At 37.7% G+C, this 16664-nt stretch carries 14 protein-coding genes and 4 tRNA genes; 2 read left to right on the top strand and 16 right to left on the bottom strand.

Annotated features, from left to right (window positions below; translation table 11 throughout):
* Positions 1 to 396: 396 nt before the first annotated feature.
* The 12 genes from ACFVS2_RS22125 to ACFVS2_RS22070 form a co-directional block, all read right to left on the bottom strand.
* Entirely contained in the window at positions 397 to 1737 is a 1341-nt protein-coding gene (locus ACFVS2_RS22125; RefSeq protein WP_390237753.1) for an RNA-guided endonuclease TnpB family protein, read from the bottom strand.
* Between the two features lie 344 nt (positions 1738 to 2081).
* Positions 2082 to 2396 carry a hypothetical protein gene (locus tag ACFVS2_RS22120; RefSeq protein ID WP_390237751.1) on the bottom strand — a complete coding sequence of 105 codons (315 nt, stop codon included), beginning with the start codon at positions 2394 to 2396 and terminating at the stop codon, positions 2082 to 2084.
* A 1052-nt stretch (positions 2397 to 3448) separates the two neighbouring features.
* Positions 3449 to 3522, bottom strand: a tRNA-Gly gene (locus tag ACFVS2_RS22115).
* A 660-nt stretch (positions 3523 to 4182) separates the two neighbouring features.
* Positions 4183 to 4258 (bottom strand) — tRNA-Thr (locus ACFVS2_RS22110).
* A gap of 134 nt (positions 4259 to 4392) precedes the next feature.
* Positions 4393 to 4557 (bottom strand): hypothetical protein, encoded by a 165-nt coding sequence (locus tag ACFVS2_RS22105; RefSeq protein ID WP_390237749.1) that lies wholly within the window; start codon positions 4555 to 4557, stop codon positions 4393 to 4395.
* Positions 4558 to 4585: 28 nt separating this feature from the next.
* Positions 4586 to 4807 (bottom strand): hypothetical protein, encoded by a 222-nt coding sequence (locus ACFVS2_RS22100; protein ID WP_390237747.1) that lies wholly within the window; start codon positions 4805 to 4807, stop codon positions 4586 to 4588.
* A 51-nt stretch (positions 4808 to 4858) separates the two neighbouring features.
* The gene (locus ACFVS2_RS22095; RefSeq protein WP_390237745.1) at positions 4859 to 5326 is read right to left on the bottom strand and encodes a hypothetical protein; all 468 of its coding nucleotides are present in this window, start codon (positions 5324 to 5326) and stop codon (positions 4859 to 4861) included.
* A gap of 25 nt (positions 5327 to 5351) precedes the next feature.
* A complete protein-coding gene (locus ACFVS2_RS22090; RefSeq protein WP_390237744.1) occupies positions 5352 to 5747 on the bottom strand; it encodes a hypothetical protein in 396 nt (131 codons plus the stop codon).
* 48 nt (positions 5748 to 5795) lie between these two features.
* On the bottom strand, positions 5796 to 6149 hold the full coding sequence (locus tag ACFVS2_RS22085; RefSeq protein WP_390237742.1) for a hypothetical protein: 354 nt from the start codon (positions 6147 to 6149) through the stop codon (positions 5796 to 5798).
* A gap of 292 nt (positions 6150 to 6441) precedes the next feature.
* Positions 6442 to 6515: transfer RNA gene (locus ACFVS2_RS22080), tRNA-Gly, on the bottom strand.
* 2 nt (positions 6516 to 6517) lie between these two features.
* The gene (locus ACFVS2_RS22075) at positions 6518 to 6709 is read right to left on the bottom strand and encodes a hypothetical protein (protein WP_390237739.1); all 192 of its coding nucleotides are present in this window, start codon (positions 6707 to 6709) and stop codon (positions 6518 to 6520) included.
* 79 nt (positions 6710 to 6788) lie between these two features.
* Positions 6789 to 6873: transfer RNA gene (locus ACFVS2_RS22070), tRNA-Leu, on the bottom strand.
* 1993 nt (positions 6874 to 8866) lie between these two features.
* Here ACFVS2_RS22070 and ACFVS2_RS22065 point away from each other — a divergent pair.
* Together ACFVS2_RS22065 and ACFVS2_RS22060 are read left to right on the top strand one after the other, a co-directional pair.
* Positions 8867 to 9094, top strand: coding sequence for a hypothetical protein (locus tag ACFVS2_RS22065; protein ID WP_390237736.1), 228 nt, complete (start codon positions 8867 to 8869; stop codon positions 9092 to 9094).
* A 93-nt stretch (positions 9095 to 9187) separates the two neighbouring features.
* A complete protein-coding gene (locus ACFVS2_RS22060) occupies positions 9188 to 9637 on the top strand; it encodes a hypothetical protein (protein WP_390237734.1) in 450 nt (149 codons plus the stop codon).
* A gap of 62 nt (positions 9638 to 9699) precedes the next feature.
* On the opposite strand, the gene ACFVS2_RS22055 is transcribed toward ACFVS2_RS22060, so the two are convergent.
* The 4 genes from ACFVS2_RS22055 to ACFVS2_RS22040 form a co-directional block, all read right to left on the bottom strand.
* Positions 9700 to 12192 carry a transglycosylase domain-containing protein gene (locus tag ACFVS2_RS22055; protein ID WP_390237729.1) on the bottom strand — a complete coding sequence of 831 codons (2493 nt, stop codon included), beginning with the start codon at positions 12190 to 12192 and terminating at the stop codon, positions 9700 to 9702.
* A gap of 286 nt (positions 12193 to 12478) precedes the next feature.
* Positions 12479 to 13204 (bottom strand): hypothetical protein, encoded by a 726-nt coding sequence (locus ACFVS2_RS22050; protein ID WP_390237727.1) that lies wholly within the window; start codon positions 13202 to 13204, stop codon positions 12479 to 12481.
* Positions 13205 to 13351: 147 nt separating this feature from the next.
* Complete coding sequence (locus ACFVS2_RS22045) at positions 13352 to 13825, bottom strand: hypothetical protein (RefSeq protein ID WP_390237725.1); 474 nt, start codon at positions 13823 to 13825, stop codon at positions 13352 to 13354.
* 104 nt (positions 13826 to 13929) lie between these two features.
* Positions 13930 to 16506: a peptidoglycan DD-metalloendopeptidase family protein gene (locus ACFVS2_RS22040; RefSeq protein ID WP_390237722.1), complete on the bottom strand. Its 2577-nt coding sequence runs from the start codon at positions 16504 to 16506 to the stop codon at positions 13930 to 13932.
* Positions 16507 to 16664 lie beyond the last annotated feature (158 nt).

The raw sequence follows: 16664 nt of genomic DNA, 5'->3' as shown, positions 1-16664 counted from the left end.
ATCAACCAAGCTTTTAATATACATTGTGAGAAATGATCGAACGTAGGTAGGCGTCGCGTATATACCAGCAATCAACCAAGTTTTAATATACATTGTAACAGCAGCAATCATTTTTCCCATCTCCAGCAATCAACCAAGCTCTTAATATACATTGTAACTGCTTTCCTATTCGCGCTTTATGCATATTTTATGAATGATGATCGTTCACACGGTTTTTGTGTGTGAATTTTCAATTCCTCATTAAAGAGAAATTACCTTATCGAGCGGTATGCTTTTTTAATTACATAAGCACCCTTCTCGACTTAAAGACAACCTGGATGTCTTTATTCCTGTTTAATTGCGAACCCCTCGGGGATTTGATGTACATAGAGGGTTCGCAACACAGTCTTTGTATTTTTATGCATATTTTTTAAAGTGGACAAGTTTTTGTTTCTGTAATTTGATTTGATCTTGAATAATCTTTTCGATATTTTTTGTAGCGATATTCTTTGCTGCATTATAATCAGCGTTTGAATCAAAACCACATTGAATGCACTTAAAGTATGCTTGCCCTTTTTCTTCTTTGGGTCTATTTTCTTCAATAATGTAACCACAACAACTGCATCGTTGACTTGTATATTTCGGATCTATTTTTCGAACTTCAATCCCATTCTCTTTTGCTTTATTCATTATCTTTAGTTGCAAGTCATAATACGACCAGTTTTTTAAAAATCTACTATCATTTTTTCCAATACCGCTTAGGTCTTCCATTTGTATGATTCCACAATTATTTTTAATTGCAAATTCAACAACAAACTTCGCATACTTGTAATTAGCGGTATTTCGAAAATTTGACACCTTTTCAGACAACACATTAATCGGCTTTAATTTTGTCGCTCGCCCATGACCTGTGCGACCTTTCCCCGCATACTTCCCTTGTCTTAAAAGACTTATTCTGTGTTTCTCTACTTTCTTTCTAAAATGTTCAATTTCTCCGCCTTCAATCTTTTCTCTTGCCAATGAATTGTTTACTGCCATATAAACGGGATAGACAATGCCCATATCAATTCCTAAAATATTCTCTTTTGAGAAATCTTGAAGCTGTTTTGTTTCGAATGTGTAACTTACAGCTAAAAACCATTTTTTCTTACGCTGAATAATTTGTGAGCCACCAATTTTGTACTCACCAGATATGAGACGATTTAATACGATTTTTGTTGATGGGTCTTTTGCTTTGATATTCAGATTAAGCGAAGAAGATGTCGTTTCAAATTTGGTAATACCATCTTTATTCAGTAGTTTTATTTCAGCAACATACCCTTTATTGTCCCTGATTAATGCAATACTCTTATTATGTAACTCAATTGGAAGATTCTCTTTAAAAGAAGCAATTGATTTAAGACCATTCCTTACATCCTTTTGATCAGCTTTCCATTTCTTTATTGCTTTTTGCTGAGATTGGGAAGCATTTGCTGAATACATGATGTGTTGATTTTTTAAACGATCATATACATATCCTGCAATCGTAACCGCATTACCATCAGAAGTAGATAAAATTTCTTTGTCTTTCGGAAATATACCATAGCTACTTTTGTATTCGGATGAAAAATTATCAAACTCCCACATTAATTGCATGGTTTTGTTCATTATAATCCTTGTTTGATTACGAAGAACCTTTAAAACTTCGCTAAGTTTATCCCAGGTTACATCTATGGGCTTGTTAATTTCTAATGTAATTGTTTTTGTGATAGAAGACACTTAAATCAATCCCTTTACCAGAAACTTTGATGCTTTTGCTATTAAGTATACCTAACCAGTCTCGTTGTCTATAGACAATATTTTATCACTCATTATTATTTTGTCTATAGTATTTTTGGATAATTTTATTGCTTATTGTCAAAATACAAAAAGACCTGGAAGGAACCAAGTCTTTTAGGATGTTGCCTAATAACAATCACCGCACTCCAAATTACTCTTCTTTTTGAGATCTTCTGCTTGCCCACATAGATTGTATTATCATTTCCTTGTAATCATCTGTTTTCCGCCATCCTTTTCCCATAGATTTTTTACATAAGAATACTATTTAAAAAGTATCCAACCTTTTAGCTGGATACCCATTCTGTTTTTACTTCGATTTGTTCTTTATTAAGAATCAAAGAATACATCTTATTTTTTGTTGACACCCAATAATGCTCCGTAGGTTCCCAAAGATGAGAAAGTAATCCACCATGAAAACTTCCCCCATCTTTGTCTCTACGTTCAATTACCAGCACGGATTCATTTCTTTCTGATAGAAACGAAGTTATTCTGTCTTTATTATCTTTATCGTGGGACAGACCAATTACTAATAGCACTACATGAGCAGCAATGAAAATTGCTACACCCACAATAATAAATATCGTTTTGTAGTTTCTCATATACACCATCCATATCAGTAAAGTGGAAAGATGCAGAAATCTTTTCGGCGTTTTCAGTCACAAGGACGTGATTCGTTAGTCCTTTAAATAGTAGTATGTTCACATTAATTCGTTATCGAAATAAACACAATAATTGTTGCTACACAGCGAACCCTTTGGTCAATATCTCCAGGTCAACTCGCTCCTTTGGCGTATGCCTACGCACTCCCTGCCATGGTTCAATTTGCATTCTTGCCAACCAACCTGATTGAGTAGCTACGCCCAACCGATATCTCTCTTCATAGAGAAACTTTTTATTGGATCAATCAGATAACCATGCCACCCTCGCAACGCTTTTTGTTTGTACTCAATTGAATCCCGTCATTCGTTTGGCTTTTATTTCTTACTGTGGGCTACCATTCGCACCACAATCTCTACAACTCGCCTTTCATTTGGTAGCGAAACACCACTTCTTTAATCCAATCTTGATTGTGTACGGATTACTCCCTCACCACCGTACTTGTCGTCCCAACAGAACCTTCGACGACTATGCCACCATTCCGCATTTATAGACAGCGGTTTGGATGAGAAATTGATCATTCTTTCTCTCCAAATTTGTGTGGAATTCGCCTCTCTACCACCACACCATATCGTCCCCACGCTTGACGACTTGCCTCTGCACCTACATACAAGGTGTCAGAAAAGAGATGATCTGTCTCTTCTCCGAAGCGGAATACTCCCCCTCACCGCTCTATGCCATCCCCTAACTAATCTCCGTTGATGGCTTTCCTATGTTTAGATGTATGTATGCGTTTGAAGTCGAAATCTACTTTGCAAACCTGATTCAATCGATTTCTATCTATTAAATAAGTTAGAAATCATTAATCGCGCAATCGTCACAAGAATGATGAGTGCTACAAGGATCAGCGCTATACTTACCATAAGTGGTACTTTGATGAATATCATCACAAATACAACTACAAGCAAAATACACATATAGAATAGAAGTTCTAACATTGACTATCCTCCGTTTCACAGTCATCAATACCGTTTTTATACCAATAAGTTTAAAGTGGAGCGGGTGATGGGAGTCGAACCCACGCGATCTGCTTGGAAGGCAGACGTTCTACCATTGAACTACACCCGCAGATATCAGCCCACGAATTAGTTATTCGTGAACCAATACTGATTGGAGGTCGATTGCTGGCAAGTCTCAACTCAGAGAAGATGAGCCTCTGGCTGACTTTTTACAGCTTGTGTTTAGGTCAAAGATTGCTCACATCAGTTGTGCAATTTTCTGCTTACACTTTGCAAGCCAACATATGCTGATTAATATCCGTCTAAGGAGTGACTATCACCAGGATATTACCCGCTACATTTCACTTCGACAGGAACATATGTATGGAGCTTCGAACGTGGAATAGTTTTATGATACCTACCATTTACATCTTTCTCTATGCGGAGCTACCGCTCATTGAATTTTCGTTATACGTTCGCCTCAATAACGCCCTGGTAGGAGGGTTTCTATCCCTGTGCTACTTTGCATATCTATCCACCTTGTAAACGCACTGGAAATTGCATCGAAGTCTTAAAAACAGTTTGAACCGTGGCATAGTTTTTTCCACCATTTTCATACGGAGCCTCACGCCCAATGAAGGTTTCGGGTAGTTTCGCCTCAATAACGCTCTTGGTGGAGAGCCTCTTTCCATGTGCTACTATCTACCCTATCCACACTTATAAACGTACTAAACTGCATCAAACTGATTGGGATCGTCAAGAGGAGTTACCCCTATCCGATCATAATGATTGGAGCTGGCGAGAGGATTTGAACCCCCAACCCACTGATTACAAATCAGTTGCTCTACCGATTGAGCTACGCCAGCATCTTGCACCTCTCAAGTAAATCGATGCAAGGTTGAATTCTTATATCATTACAAAGGAGTTTTCTAATATTCAAAGTAGAATGTTCTATAAGACATCAACCCTGACTATTGCTCTCATTTTTATTCTTATATACCTATTCACTTGTCCAATTCCAAAAATACTTCTCTATCGTATCTCCAAAACGGTAACTGAAACTTCTAAGGTCACAAAACTCTCCCCAAGTAAGGTCATCGTCCTTCCACTTCCGAAGGAGTTCAATGAATTTCTCAATTTCTTCATCTGTCATTTTCTCTTTCATGAAACATCCTCCATTCACAAACTCGAATTTATGATTGAAAAGCGTAAGAGCCGGAAATACAAAGAATCGCAAGTCCTACCGCATAGAAAAACCCCGCGCTCAACAAGTCATCTGTATCGGGATAAACTTGATTAGGTGGGAAGTCATCTGGCTTACGCACCTTTAATCTTTTCCACAGCGCTTTGATAAAAAATACAGTAATTGTTGCAAACGGTAGCAACATACCAAAAAAGAAAATCTTCCAAAACATGACATACCACCTCATTGATATCAGTTTATATACTGTTTGATCGTAAAAAAATTAGTTGGTTTCTTTTACAACTAAACTTTGTGACATTATTAGTGCCACACAAAAAAACACCAACGAAAGTATTCCAGAGATTATCAAGATGATTTTCGTCGCAATCTCCGTAGAAGAAACTATGAAACATGTAAATAGAATCATACATGTGAGCATCATAAACAGGATTCCTTGCTTTTCTTTTTTTCTTTCTTTCATGTATACAGCTTTCGAATCTGGTTTCTCTGCGTCGACTTGATAGCCTTCAAGAAATCCCTCTCTAAACAAGTGGGAAAAGTGACCATCTTTCACTTCCACAACTTCATCAATATTGTGATTATGTGTATACACGTAGTAGTAGGTGACAAGTTCGTTTCTTTTTGTTGCGACCATATATTTATTGTAAGAAAATGGACACTGTTTAAGCCAGATGATCCGATTGGAACCAAAGTGATCAACTATGTTTTGCACACCCCAATTAATTTGCAAAATAATCCCCTCCATCAAAAATTTCCTATAATTTGATAAACGCATCCTCAGAATCAGGAATCTTATCTGCTGGTATCCATTCTTTCAAGCTTTGAAATCCTACGAAATCTTTAATGACCATATTTCCCTCATCACCAATTTTCATCGATTCATATTGGTCTTGAGTTGACCGAACCCTAACCTTTTGTTTTGGATCGATTTGAAAAACTATCGTATATCCTCCGTCTCTACCTGGTGATGTATAACGATCTATCACTGTTACATTTTGTTGATATCGATCAATCGGAAGAACATTCCTTGTTAAAACGTCTTTAATACTTGACCAATGAAAGAAACTCACAACTAAAACGGCAATCACTAAGCTCCCAGATATTACTCCCAAAATATCAAGTGTTTCATTGCTTTTATTCTCTCTACTCATGATAACCCTCAACTTTCCAAACCATATTTAATGAGAAAACTAACATATCTATTTTGAAATGGGATTCCATTGTTTCAATGTTTGATCAGGACCAAATGTATAACCATATTCAACAACGGCATTTCCTTGATCTCCAACCTGTAAAGATTCAAAAAGATCTTGTGTAGTCACTACTCTAACTTTCTGCATGTCATCTAATCGAAAAACAATGGTGTATACTCCTGTTCTTCCTGGTGTTGTATAGCGATCTACAACTGTTATATTTTGAATTTGAACAGTCTCTCCCTCGGCATTAATAGCATCAATGAAATTAATTCCCAAAAAAACATTGAGAATAATAAATAAAAGAAGCAGTAATATTGTTCCAATCTCACTGTCTTTTTTTGCCTTTTCGTTGCTCATTTAAAGCCTCCCAAGTTCAAATTGTTTCACTCCCTTTGTCGGGAACGACAGGATTTGAACCTGTAAGGAAGTTCTCACTAACCAAGCGTTCCGACACATCTCTGTATAAAAAAGAGACAATTCTTGTTTGATTGTCTCTTCTCTCTCATCACTGACCGTGATAGTATCTATTTCTTCTATTTCATAGTTTATTCAAACAATCACACTTCGATTATTGCTTTACATTCATTTCAACCGCACTTAGTAGGAATCAACGTAAAAACTCCTGCTAACTGCACTTGAAAGAAAAATATGGAGCGGGTGATGGGAGTCGAACCCACGCGATCTGCTTGGAAGGCAAACGTTCTACCGTTGAACTACACCCGCATTTATTCATCAATACCCAAGTCAACTTTATTCACTTGACCCTTTTTCAATTTGATAAGACGAACTCTGGTTTCATCAATTAAATCTTTTAGAGAGTCAATAGAGTTGCATCCATCATAACCATACAGGATATCAATCGTGTCCTGTAAAAAGATAGCTTCTAATTCTTGTTGGGTATAACCTTGTTTTTCCAAAGAAACCCACTCCTCTCGGTATTGATACCATCTCTACTTCAAGAAAATCTGATTCCATTTCCTACCTCAATTATGGAAATGGTACGGAGGAAGGGACTTAAACCCTCACGTCACGATGACCTCGGATTTTAAGTCCGATGCGTCTGCCATTCCGCCACCCCCGCATATTACACGAAAAGTAACCTTTTCGTGAGATTACAGAAACTTAGACCATACAAGCATCCCAATCATCAGAAAAGCAGGAACCCCATAAATAAGGAAATTTTCGCGATTCATCTTTTGAACTTCATGTTTCTTCCACTTTGCTTGAACTTCTTTTAAATAATCATCATTCATGTAATTCTCGTTTCTTTTCATTTCAACACTCTCTTTTCTTGTAGTAATCAGTGGTACGGGAGACGGTGCTTAGACTCTACTTGAGTCAACCGTCCCTGTTCCACTTCTCCCGCTTCTTCAAAAGCGATTGAGAATCACCATAACCAACGATGTTGGCTGGGAATATTGATTTTCTCACCCTATAACCCCATACTCGATGCCGCTCGTAGACACGTAGATCCAACATCGAGTTATGCCCCGCTAACGCTTTCTTTACTCTGTTTTACTGAGGGTAATCACGCCAAGGTCTTATTACTTCGGTGAGATGTCTTTAGGGAGGATTCGCACTTGCCAAGCGTGGCTCCAATTTCTCAACACCCTAAAGCAAGTTTTTGTCCTTGCTGTCTTGTTTTGGCAAGTTCCCACTGTTCACTGCAAGGACTTTCCGTAGAGGAGAGTGTTTGATTTCGTGACTTTTCACTGATCACTGATCACAAATCAATCAACCATTTTGTCAGGATTCAATCCCAACAAGCCAAACCTCCCTGTCGATTTGGACTCTTGAGGGAGATAAGGTTCTTTCCCCAGGGTAGCTTTCATCTGTTGAGCCTGTAGTCTAATCACAACAGGTAGGGACAACTTCATCCTCTCTTCTGCACGACTCACCTAAGCTCAACTCGAATTGATAAATACGGTTTTGCAGTTATCCTTTACCCACTGCCAAGGTCAAAAGCTATTAGCCACTCTTAAAGCACGAGAGACAGTTTGACGGGAGCCACCCTTTGTTGACTTCAACCGCAAAAGCAAAAAATACACACCATGTTCACCTGCAAGGAAATAACGTTAAGACCAAATGGATTCAATGAGTTGTCGGGAGGGCGGCGTATCCTCCATCTCTGATAACTGTCAAAATAAACAGCGTGCAGGGAACCTTTCCTACCTCGACAAATGTTTGGTTCTTATCTTGATTACTTCCATTGCGAGCGGAATCGTCTCCTCTTCCGCTCTTTCTTCTTCGGTTACTTCCTTGATACGACAACAAAAATCAGATAGCGAAATCAATTCGAGAATTTTTAGAATATCTGTAATGTAGTCTTAACAAGCACCTCACAGGGACATGTTCAAAGTGACATCGAGGAAATGATTCACAAGACTTTGCTGGTTAAACCGTTCGCTCACCAACTATATTTGTTCAGAATTGTTTTATAGGGTTCCCCAAAAAACAAATCCATCCATAATGTAGTCTTGTGTTGCACCTCGAAATTTACATATATAAGGAAAGAGTATCAAGACAACTGCTGATGCCTTGACTGGCATCTGCGATAGATTTATATGTCAATAATGTAGTCTTGATTGCACCTCATACATTGAGTTTGTTTTTATTGAAAAGTACAGTCATTATAGATAGCACGTTCAACATTTATTACTAAACACTTGATTTATAGTCAATATTTTTATAACGTTGTCTATAGTCAACGTTTGTATTTTTAGTATACGTAGCATAAAACTTTCTGTCAACATTTTATTCTCTCTTTTGGGTTTTACCCTTCAACATTTGATTCAACGCGGTTCAACCGATAATCGCTCCCCTTTCATTCCTTGTCTTTATACAATGAAATATAGAAAGGAGAGTCTTTTGAATAAAGCTCGATTTGATCTGATAGAAAGGAGAGTCTTTTGAATAAAGCTCGATTTGATCTGATAGAAATTGATGTATCCTTACAGAAGCAGAAAAATGTTAACAAAAACTGTACTTTCTACAATAATCATCAAAATTTAACTAAGTCATTCAGTCACTAAGTTATGTCTTAATAAAAAATCCCATAGAAAGGCTGATCAAAATTGTTTAAATCCAAATTAGTTCCAAGAAGTACGGGAATAGATAAACATCCGAGAAACGTATTTGTTTTAGGTAGTGTTGGAAGAGGTGGCGGGAAGAGAATGCTTTCTGCTTACGCATCGTATTGGGGCGTTGAAATTCCACCACATTTAAAAGAACGAGAACTTGATTTCTTTTTTGCTAACGAAGCTCACCGCTTACTAAAACCGCATGTTTACGCGGATGAATAACGAATATTTCAAGACCGCGTTCAAAGGTATTTCTGTGATTAATAATTACGTAAAACAGCTTGGTCTGAACCAAAACGAAGGGAGTTTTTTTGAATGAAAAAACAAATGAAATGGCTTTGGCTATCTGTTATCGGATTGGTCATCATGGGAAGCATTTTGGCTGGGCAGTTCTTTGCATCAAATTCAGGATCATCGAGCATAAATAACACAGGGGAAAAAGATGTGTCACAAAACACCGATTCAACAATCCTCCCCTCCTCCGAAAAAAGAAAAATTACTCCAGATCCAGAAAGTGCCGACATCGATGCGGTTGCATACGAAACAATATCAACTAACAAATCTGATACGAGTGTAACAACGAATGTTGTAGCCGACGGCACATCAGAGGATGTATCGCGATTTGCCCTCCAATACAGTGCCTTTGTCAAAGAGATGAATCATGGGGCGAAAGAAGTTACTATTAATATCTACAGATCAAAACATGACCATGAAACAAAGAAATTGTCGTGGAAGTTTGCTGATAATACATTGATTGAGCACTGAAAAGATAGAAAGGATAGCTAATTTATGGCTATTCTTTTTTTTACAAAAAAATAGAGAGGGATTTACCCTCTCTCAGTCATAGAATTGCTCTCATCTAAATCTTCTTTCTTTACAGGTGAGAGGATCGGTTGGCTCACTCCCTCCTCTATTATTTGTTCATCAGATTGCTTTCCTACTTCTATTCGTGGAAAAGATGATTCCCTTTCCTCCATCTCTTGAGCTTGAGACAGTTCTACTGGAGCATTCGACTCATTAGACGAATATGTTTCGCCGCTTGAATGACTCCTCTCAAAGTGAACTGACTTTCCCGTTGGATCATTTTTTACTTTAGTATCTATCGTTTGAAGTTTTTTTGTACTTTCTTTCTTTAGCATTCCTTCTTTATTGATAGGTTTTTCGTTTTGCGATAATGTTTGCACTGGTTCCCCTCTTTTAAGATTATCATGCATCTTTAGATATATATCTGGAACCCACTCCTTCTTCCATCCGCCATGTGGCTCATCAGATACTTTGCCCATGTAGCTAACATATCTTTCTTTGACATCACTTGGAACTATAAAATCTATAGGCTTTAATCCTTTATGAATTTCTGTCATGAAGTCATTCCACATATGCCCTGGATACGTCGCTCCATATAATTTACTTATTGAAGTAGGCTGGTCATTTCCCACCCAGGTTACAGCAGTATAATAAGGTGTGTAACCAGCAAACCAACCATCTTTCGAGTCGTTTGTTGTACCAGTCTTTCCCGCTGTCGGCATATTTGGTACACCTAATCCATATCCAGATGCTCTTCTTTGTTGCAACGTACCTTTCAAGATATCTGTCATTACATAAGCGCTTCCGCTGTCATAGACCAATGTAGAAACATATTTATTTTCATAGATAGTTTCATTTGCATGATCTACAATCTTCATAATCGCGGATGGTTCAATGTATTTTCCGTTACGAGCAAGTGTTGAAAAACCTCCCGCCATTTCAAGAGGGGTAACTCCATAAGTAAAACCACCAACACCAATTCCTGCGTGATCATCTGCATCCACCAATTTCGTAAAATGCATCTTTTTTAAATAACCCAACATTGTTTTGGCTGAATACTCTTGAACCAACTGAAACGGAATTGTATTTAACGATAATTCAGTAGCAAAACGAATTGAAACCGATCCATAGTATTTACGTTGAGCATTTAATGGCCCATCTTTAATCGGTTTATCTTGAACCTTTGTCGATCCCAGAAAACCACGTTCAAAAGCAGGTGTATACGCAATAAGAGGTTTGATTGCAGATCCTGGTTGTCGATAGGCTTGATAAGCACGGTTAAACCAATCAACTACTCCTTCTTGACTTCGACCTCCCACGATAGCGACAACAGCGGCATTCTTATTATCAAGCACAACTGCGGCTCCTTGAGTTTGATAACGACCTGTTTTTATATCTATCAAAGTAAATTTCGACAACTCATCATCTACGGATTTTTGAACAATTGCTTGTTTCTCCATGTCTAATGTCGTATAAATACGGTATCCCCCACTACGAATCTTTTTGTTAATTTCTTCATAGAGTGAATTGTATTTTTCCTCATACTCTTTTCTTTGTACATCTGACTCAAAATCATATTGAAACTCAAATCCCTTTCTTTCCATCAATGCCTTTGTTGCACTGGAGATTGCGTAATTTACTACATAAGATTCTATCGAGCCATTGCGTTTTTTCACTTTCAATTTGATTTTTTCTTCAAGAGCTTTTTCATATTCAATATTTGAAATGTATCCAAGTTCTCTCATCTTTCTTAATATGAGTTCTTTACGTTGATTCGTGTGGTTTTCAAATTTCAAAGGATTATAATAGGAGGGATTATTAGGAATCGCGACGAGGTATGCCACCTCTGCGAGCGTCAACTCTGATGATGACTTGCTGAAATAATGATTAGCTGCTGTTTCTACCCCATAATTTCCATTACCAAAGTAAATGTTGTTCACATAAAACTCCATAATATCCTCTTTTGAAAATTTCTTTTCTAATTGGAATGCAATCAATATTTCCTCTGCTTTTCGCATATACGTTTTTTCGTTAGTAAGGAACACGTTTTTCACTAATTGCTGTGTAATGGTACTTCCACCTTGCGTAATTTCCCCTTTGTTTTTTATAAGTACCCATGCCGCACGTAATATTGCCTTATAATCAACTCCTTCATGCTGATAAAAACGTTCATCTTCTATTGCAATAAATGCTTTGTTGATCCAAGGATTGATTTTCTCTTTCGTTACATATTCGTATTCATGATCAGCCAATTCTTGAATCACTTTTCCAGTATGATCATAGATTGTTGTTTCCATATGACCATTAAACGTCCCGTTGTTAATCATCAAGACTTTTTGATTGGCTTGATCAACAAACGCCATCACATCATCACCAAACTTTAACCATACCATCCATGTTCCCAATCCAGTTAAGAACACAACTGAAAAGAAAGTTGCCAAGAGAGTTACCATGATTTTCTTAGTTTTTTCTATCCATCTACTCTTTTTCTTCTCCGCATTATACTCTGATTTCATGTGCATCCCTCCTTACGTTGTTAATGGGCATAAAACAAGCCCAGGGGAAACCCCCTGGGCCGCTTTTTTCGACGGGACAAAGCAAAAACAATCATATCATCATGCAAGAAGCAATAACTGCAATTTTATTACTTGAGAAAAACTCTTTCGTAACTAACACAATTGCTTTTTGCATTTTGCCCACATCTCCTTCTTCATGTAAATGAAGTATTTTCCTATTCCTCACGTGAGGAATCCATCAGGATAGTCTATTATAAGCGGCAATAAATCAACCAATAACTCATATTCAATTTATCTCGTGAAAAAGTTTAAGCCTTAGTTCGGTAAGCACTGACTGCACGTTTTCTCCAACAAAATCAAAGCTACTTCCTTCTTTGTTAGCGGTTAAATGAATAACCTGATCTCCCCAAAATAAGCCTTTAACAAACGTTAATTTATATCCTTTTCGAAACGCTACATCCATAAGTTTGTCTGTTGATTGCGTCGCGTATTTAGCTCGAAGCAATTTCTCGTATCCACCTTCTATGATTCTGTTATTTGTCATTTTATCGAACCAGTACGCTCTCGCAATTTCTACAAGTTGCAAACATTCGCGCACATGTATCATTGGGTGCGAATTAGTTGTTAATCCATATAGCTCACTCAATTGCTCCAATCGAAAATCAGCTGGACATTTTAATCGATACACAACCTCGCTTTGTATATTCCAGAATCGGCTCTTTACAATCCGCACAAAATCTCTTGGCAACTCATTCACGTATTTTTCAAGTTGCTTTGAAAACATAGCAAAATCTTCATAAGTAGCACTTACAAATCGATAATCAAGTGGATTCTCAATCGTCTTGCTTATCCACTCTACTGTCTCCTTTGTAAATACCACTGTTTCCATGACATCTATGATTTTGAAATCCAGATTTGTTTTGATAATTACCCCGTTTAACGAATGATTATCTTCCCCAACATTCTGAACGGAAAGAAAGACATATCCCTTTTCAGGTACTTGTTTTTTCATTTCATCCACATCCTTTACATCCTTTATAAGCGCCATATTATCAAAAGTGGTCTATTGTCGATATAAAAAATGGTTCGAACCACGTCTTAGGTATAAACAAAAAAGCCTTAGCTCAGCTAAGACTCTTGTTCGTTTCATCTTGTATGATTAGCTCTTTAACCAGGCATTTATATAGTCAATAAATTCTGGAGCTGATAAGACAATTGCATACATAAGAACTGAGATGATCATTCCCACAATGCCTTTTCCTACTAAATTTGAGTTGCCGAAAGAACCCACAAGGGACAGCATCGCGCAAATAATGAAGATGGCAATGGCAAATGGTTGAACAAACTTTTGCAGTAATCCAACCACTTCAAAGCCTTTACGTTCTACCCACTTCTCAGCCTGCTGAATTTGAACATTCGGTAATTGGACATTTGGCACTCCATTATTTACTTTTGGATCAGAAGTAATTTTAATTTGATCCAACTTTCCCGATTGCGAAGATGATTCTATCCCTTGAGTCGAGAAACTTTGTATTTGTCCTTGTGGAGATTGAGCAAAGGCAACGGAAGTAAAAGAAAGAAGCATTGCAAACACGATTGCTACAATCACCAACAGATTCATTTTTCTTTTCATGATGCTCACCTCCTACGGAAATTTGGATTTTATATTATAGTGAGGTTCGATGACACTTATAAGAAAAAACAAAAAAGATTGAGGATGACCCCAATCTAATTCGCTTATTTCGCTTTCCGCATGACAATGTGATATGGATCAATTGGCTTCCCATTCAAATAATATTCAAAGTGAAGATGCGGTCCAGTCGATTTTCCACGATTTCCCGAAAACGCAACCAACTTCCCTTGTTTAACTTTATCTCCTACTTTCACCGTATAGCTATCGATGTGACCATAAACCGTCTTTGCTCCATCGTCTAATCGAATAACCACCCATAGACCGAATCCACTGGCAGGTCCTGCCGCTTCTACCGTTCCATCTGCAATTGCATAAAGTGGTGTTCCAATTGGTACAGCAACGTCGACTCCTTTATGGAAAGCTCCCTTTTGATGAGTGACTGGATCAATACGAGAACCAAATCCAGAACTAACTCGAACGTTTGGAAGATTGAGTGGAGAAATGTAACCATCTGAACCAGGAACCATGCTGCTGAATTGTTCTGCGGTTAAGTTTCCATTGGTAGTAGAGAATCCATCATCCCAAAAGTTCATCTCTTCTGTATTACCTACCTCGGAGAATAGTATCTTTTTATCGAATGTTGTTGCAGATTTTATTGTCCAATCTACTTCCATCTGACCCATATGATGTTCGAAATTACTTCTCTTTTCGTCCTCGGCATATTCTTTTTGTTTAATGCCGAACAACTGTTTGAAGAAGTCTACAACTCCGTTATCTGGTGTGTCTTTATCGTGTCCTTCCAAGCCATCCATTGCATCTCCAGCATAATAACGAAGAACATGTTCTATATAACAAACATCACCATAGATCGTTCCAGATTCTTTTGCTATGTCGGGAGCACAATCGTAACTCGCGCTTCGCGTTACTCCATAGCCTTCCTTTTGACCATAGTAAAGACGAGCTTCTTCTCGATAGTTCATCCAATCTGTTGTCGCCCATGCTTCGGGATAATGCTCCATAATATAACCACTCACATCAACGTTGTAGGATTGGAGAGCTTTCAGATTGTCTCCGTCAAACCTACTCAGTTTATTGGCGAAATACATAATACCCCAATGGATTGCTGTTTCTGGATCTCGTCGATCTTCTTCACTATTGACTGCAAATGTATCTGTTTGACCCGTTCGCACATTTTTGGCTGTTACAGCTCGATAGCCATCACCAACAATCTGCATTAGCCCATCTTCTACATTTGGATTCCCGCCTGATTCTTGAGAAATTAATGCCACAATAATGTAGGGATCTACGCCATAATCTTCCGCATACTGTTGAATGATATCTAAATATTGCAATGCCCTTCGGAAGTTTTCGCTGTCGAGCTTTGAACCTACATCCAAATCGGTATTTATAATCTGACCTGTACGCGCATGAAAATCAAATTCCTTCATAACTGATTCAGGAACCCAGGTATTAAAGAAATACATGTAATCTTTTACGTACTTTAAGCCATACTTTGTTTCTTCGTTTTTATGCGGTACGGGAACTGGCTTTGTTTCATAGACGTAACCTTCCCGATATTTGTACAACGGCACAGTTTTCACAAAAACCTCATAACACCCATTTTTGTTACATACTGTTTTGTACACATCGTAGTCCATGTACCAGACTTTAATTAAATCGGTTTTTGGATCATTAGTCTTTCCATTTTTCAATCCTTCGATTGCTACTTTTTGTTTTTCATAAGCCAACTTCACATCCATTGCAAATGTTATAGCCTTATCAATGAGCCATATTTTTTGAGGATACTCATGCATGATTTCATTAAATGGTTCTTTAATGGAATCAGTTCTTACACAATCACAGCCTTTGTCATAAACCTCTTTTTGCGTGTAAAATCCTTCAACGGTTCGCAGAACTTCGTCTTCTTTATATTTGAAAATTGATCCCACTCCATAATCATGAACAGACTTTTCTTTCTCCTCCGTTTTTAATCCAGTTTTAGGGTCATACTTAACCGATTCTGCAACTACGTTACCTTTTTCATCTATGAGTTGCTTCAACGACAATTTATCTGGATCGTAATGAACAGGTTTGACAAACTGCTCTGGATAACGAAACTCTCCTTTAAAGATGAATTCATCTAAAACAAAGAGAAAGTTTGGATTTATTGAGAATAACTTCTCTTGTTTGTAATAGTCCCTAACTTCTGTATCCTCTGGTTTTTCAAGTTTCGTATTATCTTCTCCTATAATTTGACGGTAAGCTCTTGTCCCGAAATAATTATAAAATTCAACAATGGCTTTGTTTTTCCCTGACATTTCTGATGTTGAAAAGTATCCCTTGTCATTATATGAGGTCTTGTTTTCGGCTTCTCTTCCCATCGAATAATTGCTCTCTGCCCCTCTACTTTCAAACAAAATATACCAACCAGCAACAATCACAAAAAGTATTAAAAGGGCAATACCAACGTAAGGGGCGACAGCGGCAAGGGCAGATAAAATAGCTTTACCAAGAGCAGCAGCAGCTTTTTTTGCAGCAGCAACCACTGCCTTTTTGACCATTGAACCTGCTTTTTTTGCAAGCATCTTTGCTCCTTTTTTTCCAACGTCAGCGGCTTTATCCCCGACATCTTTTGCCACATCGCCCATTGGATTATCATGTTCGTTACCATTGTAGTTCACAGGATTTCTCCCCCTTTCTTCCAAATTTTTCGTATCCTTTCTTGTACTCGAAAAGTCGTTGAATCATAACGAATTGAAATGGAGAACCGATTCTTAAAAAAGAAGTCTCCTTGATCAAACGTGCTTCTTTCTATTGAAGAAATCAAAAAAATGGACTG

The sequence above is a fragment of the Brevibacillus sp. NPDC058079 genome (assembly GCF_042885155.1).
Taxonomy (GTDB): Bacteria; Bacillota; Bacilli; order Brevibacillales; family Brevibacillaceae; genus Brevibacillus.
Note: the sequence above shows the minus strand (reverse complement) of the source record. Positions and strands in the feature narration are given on the sequence as shown.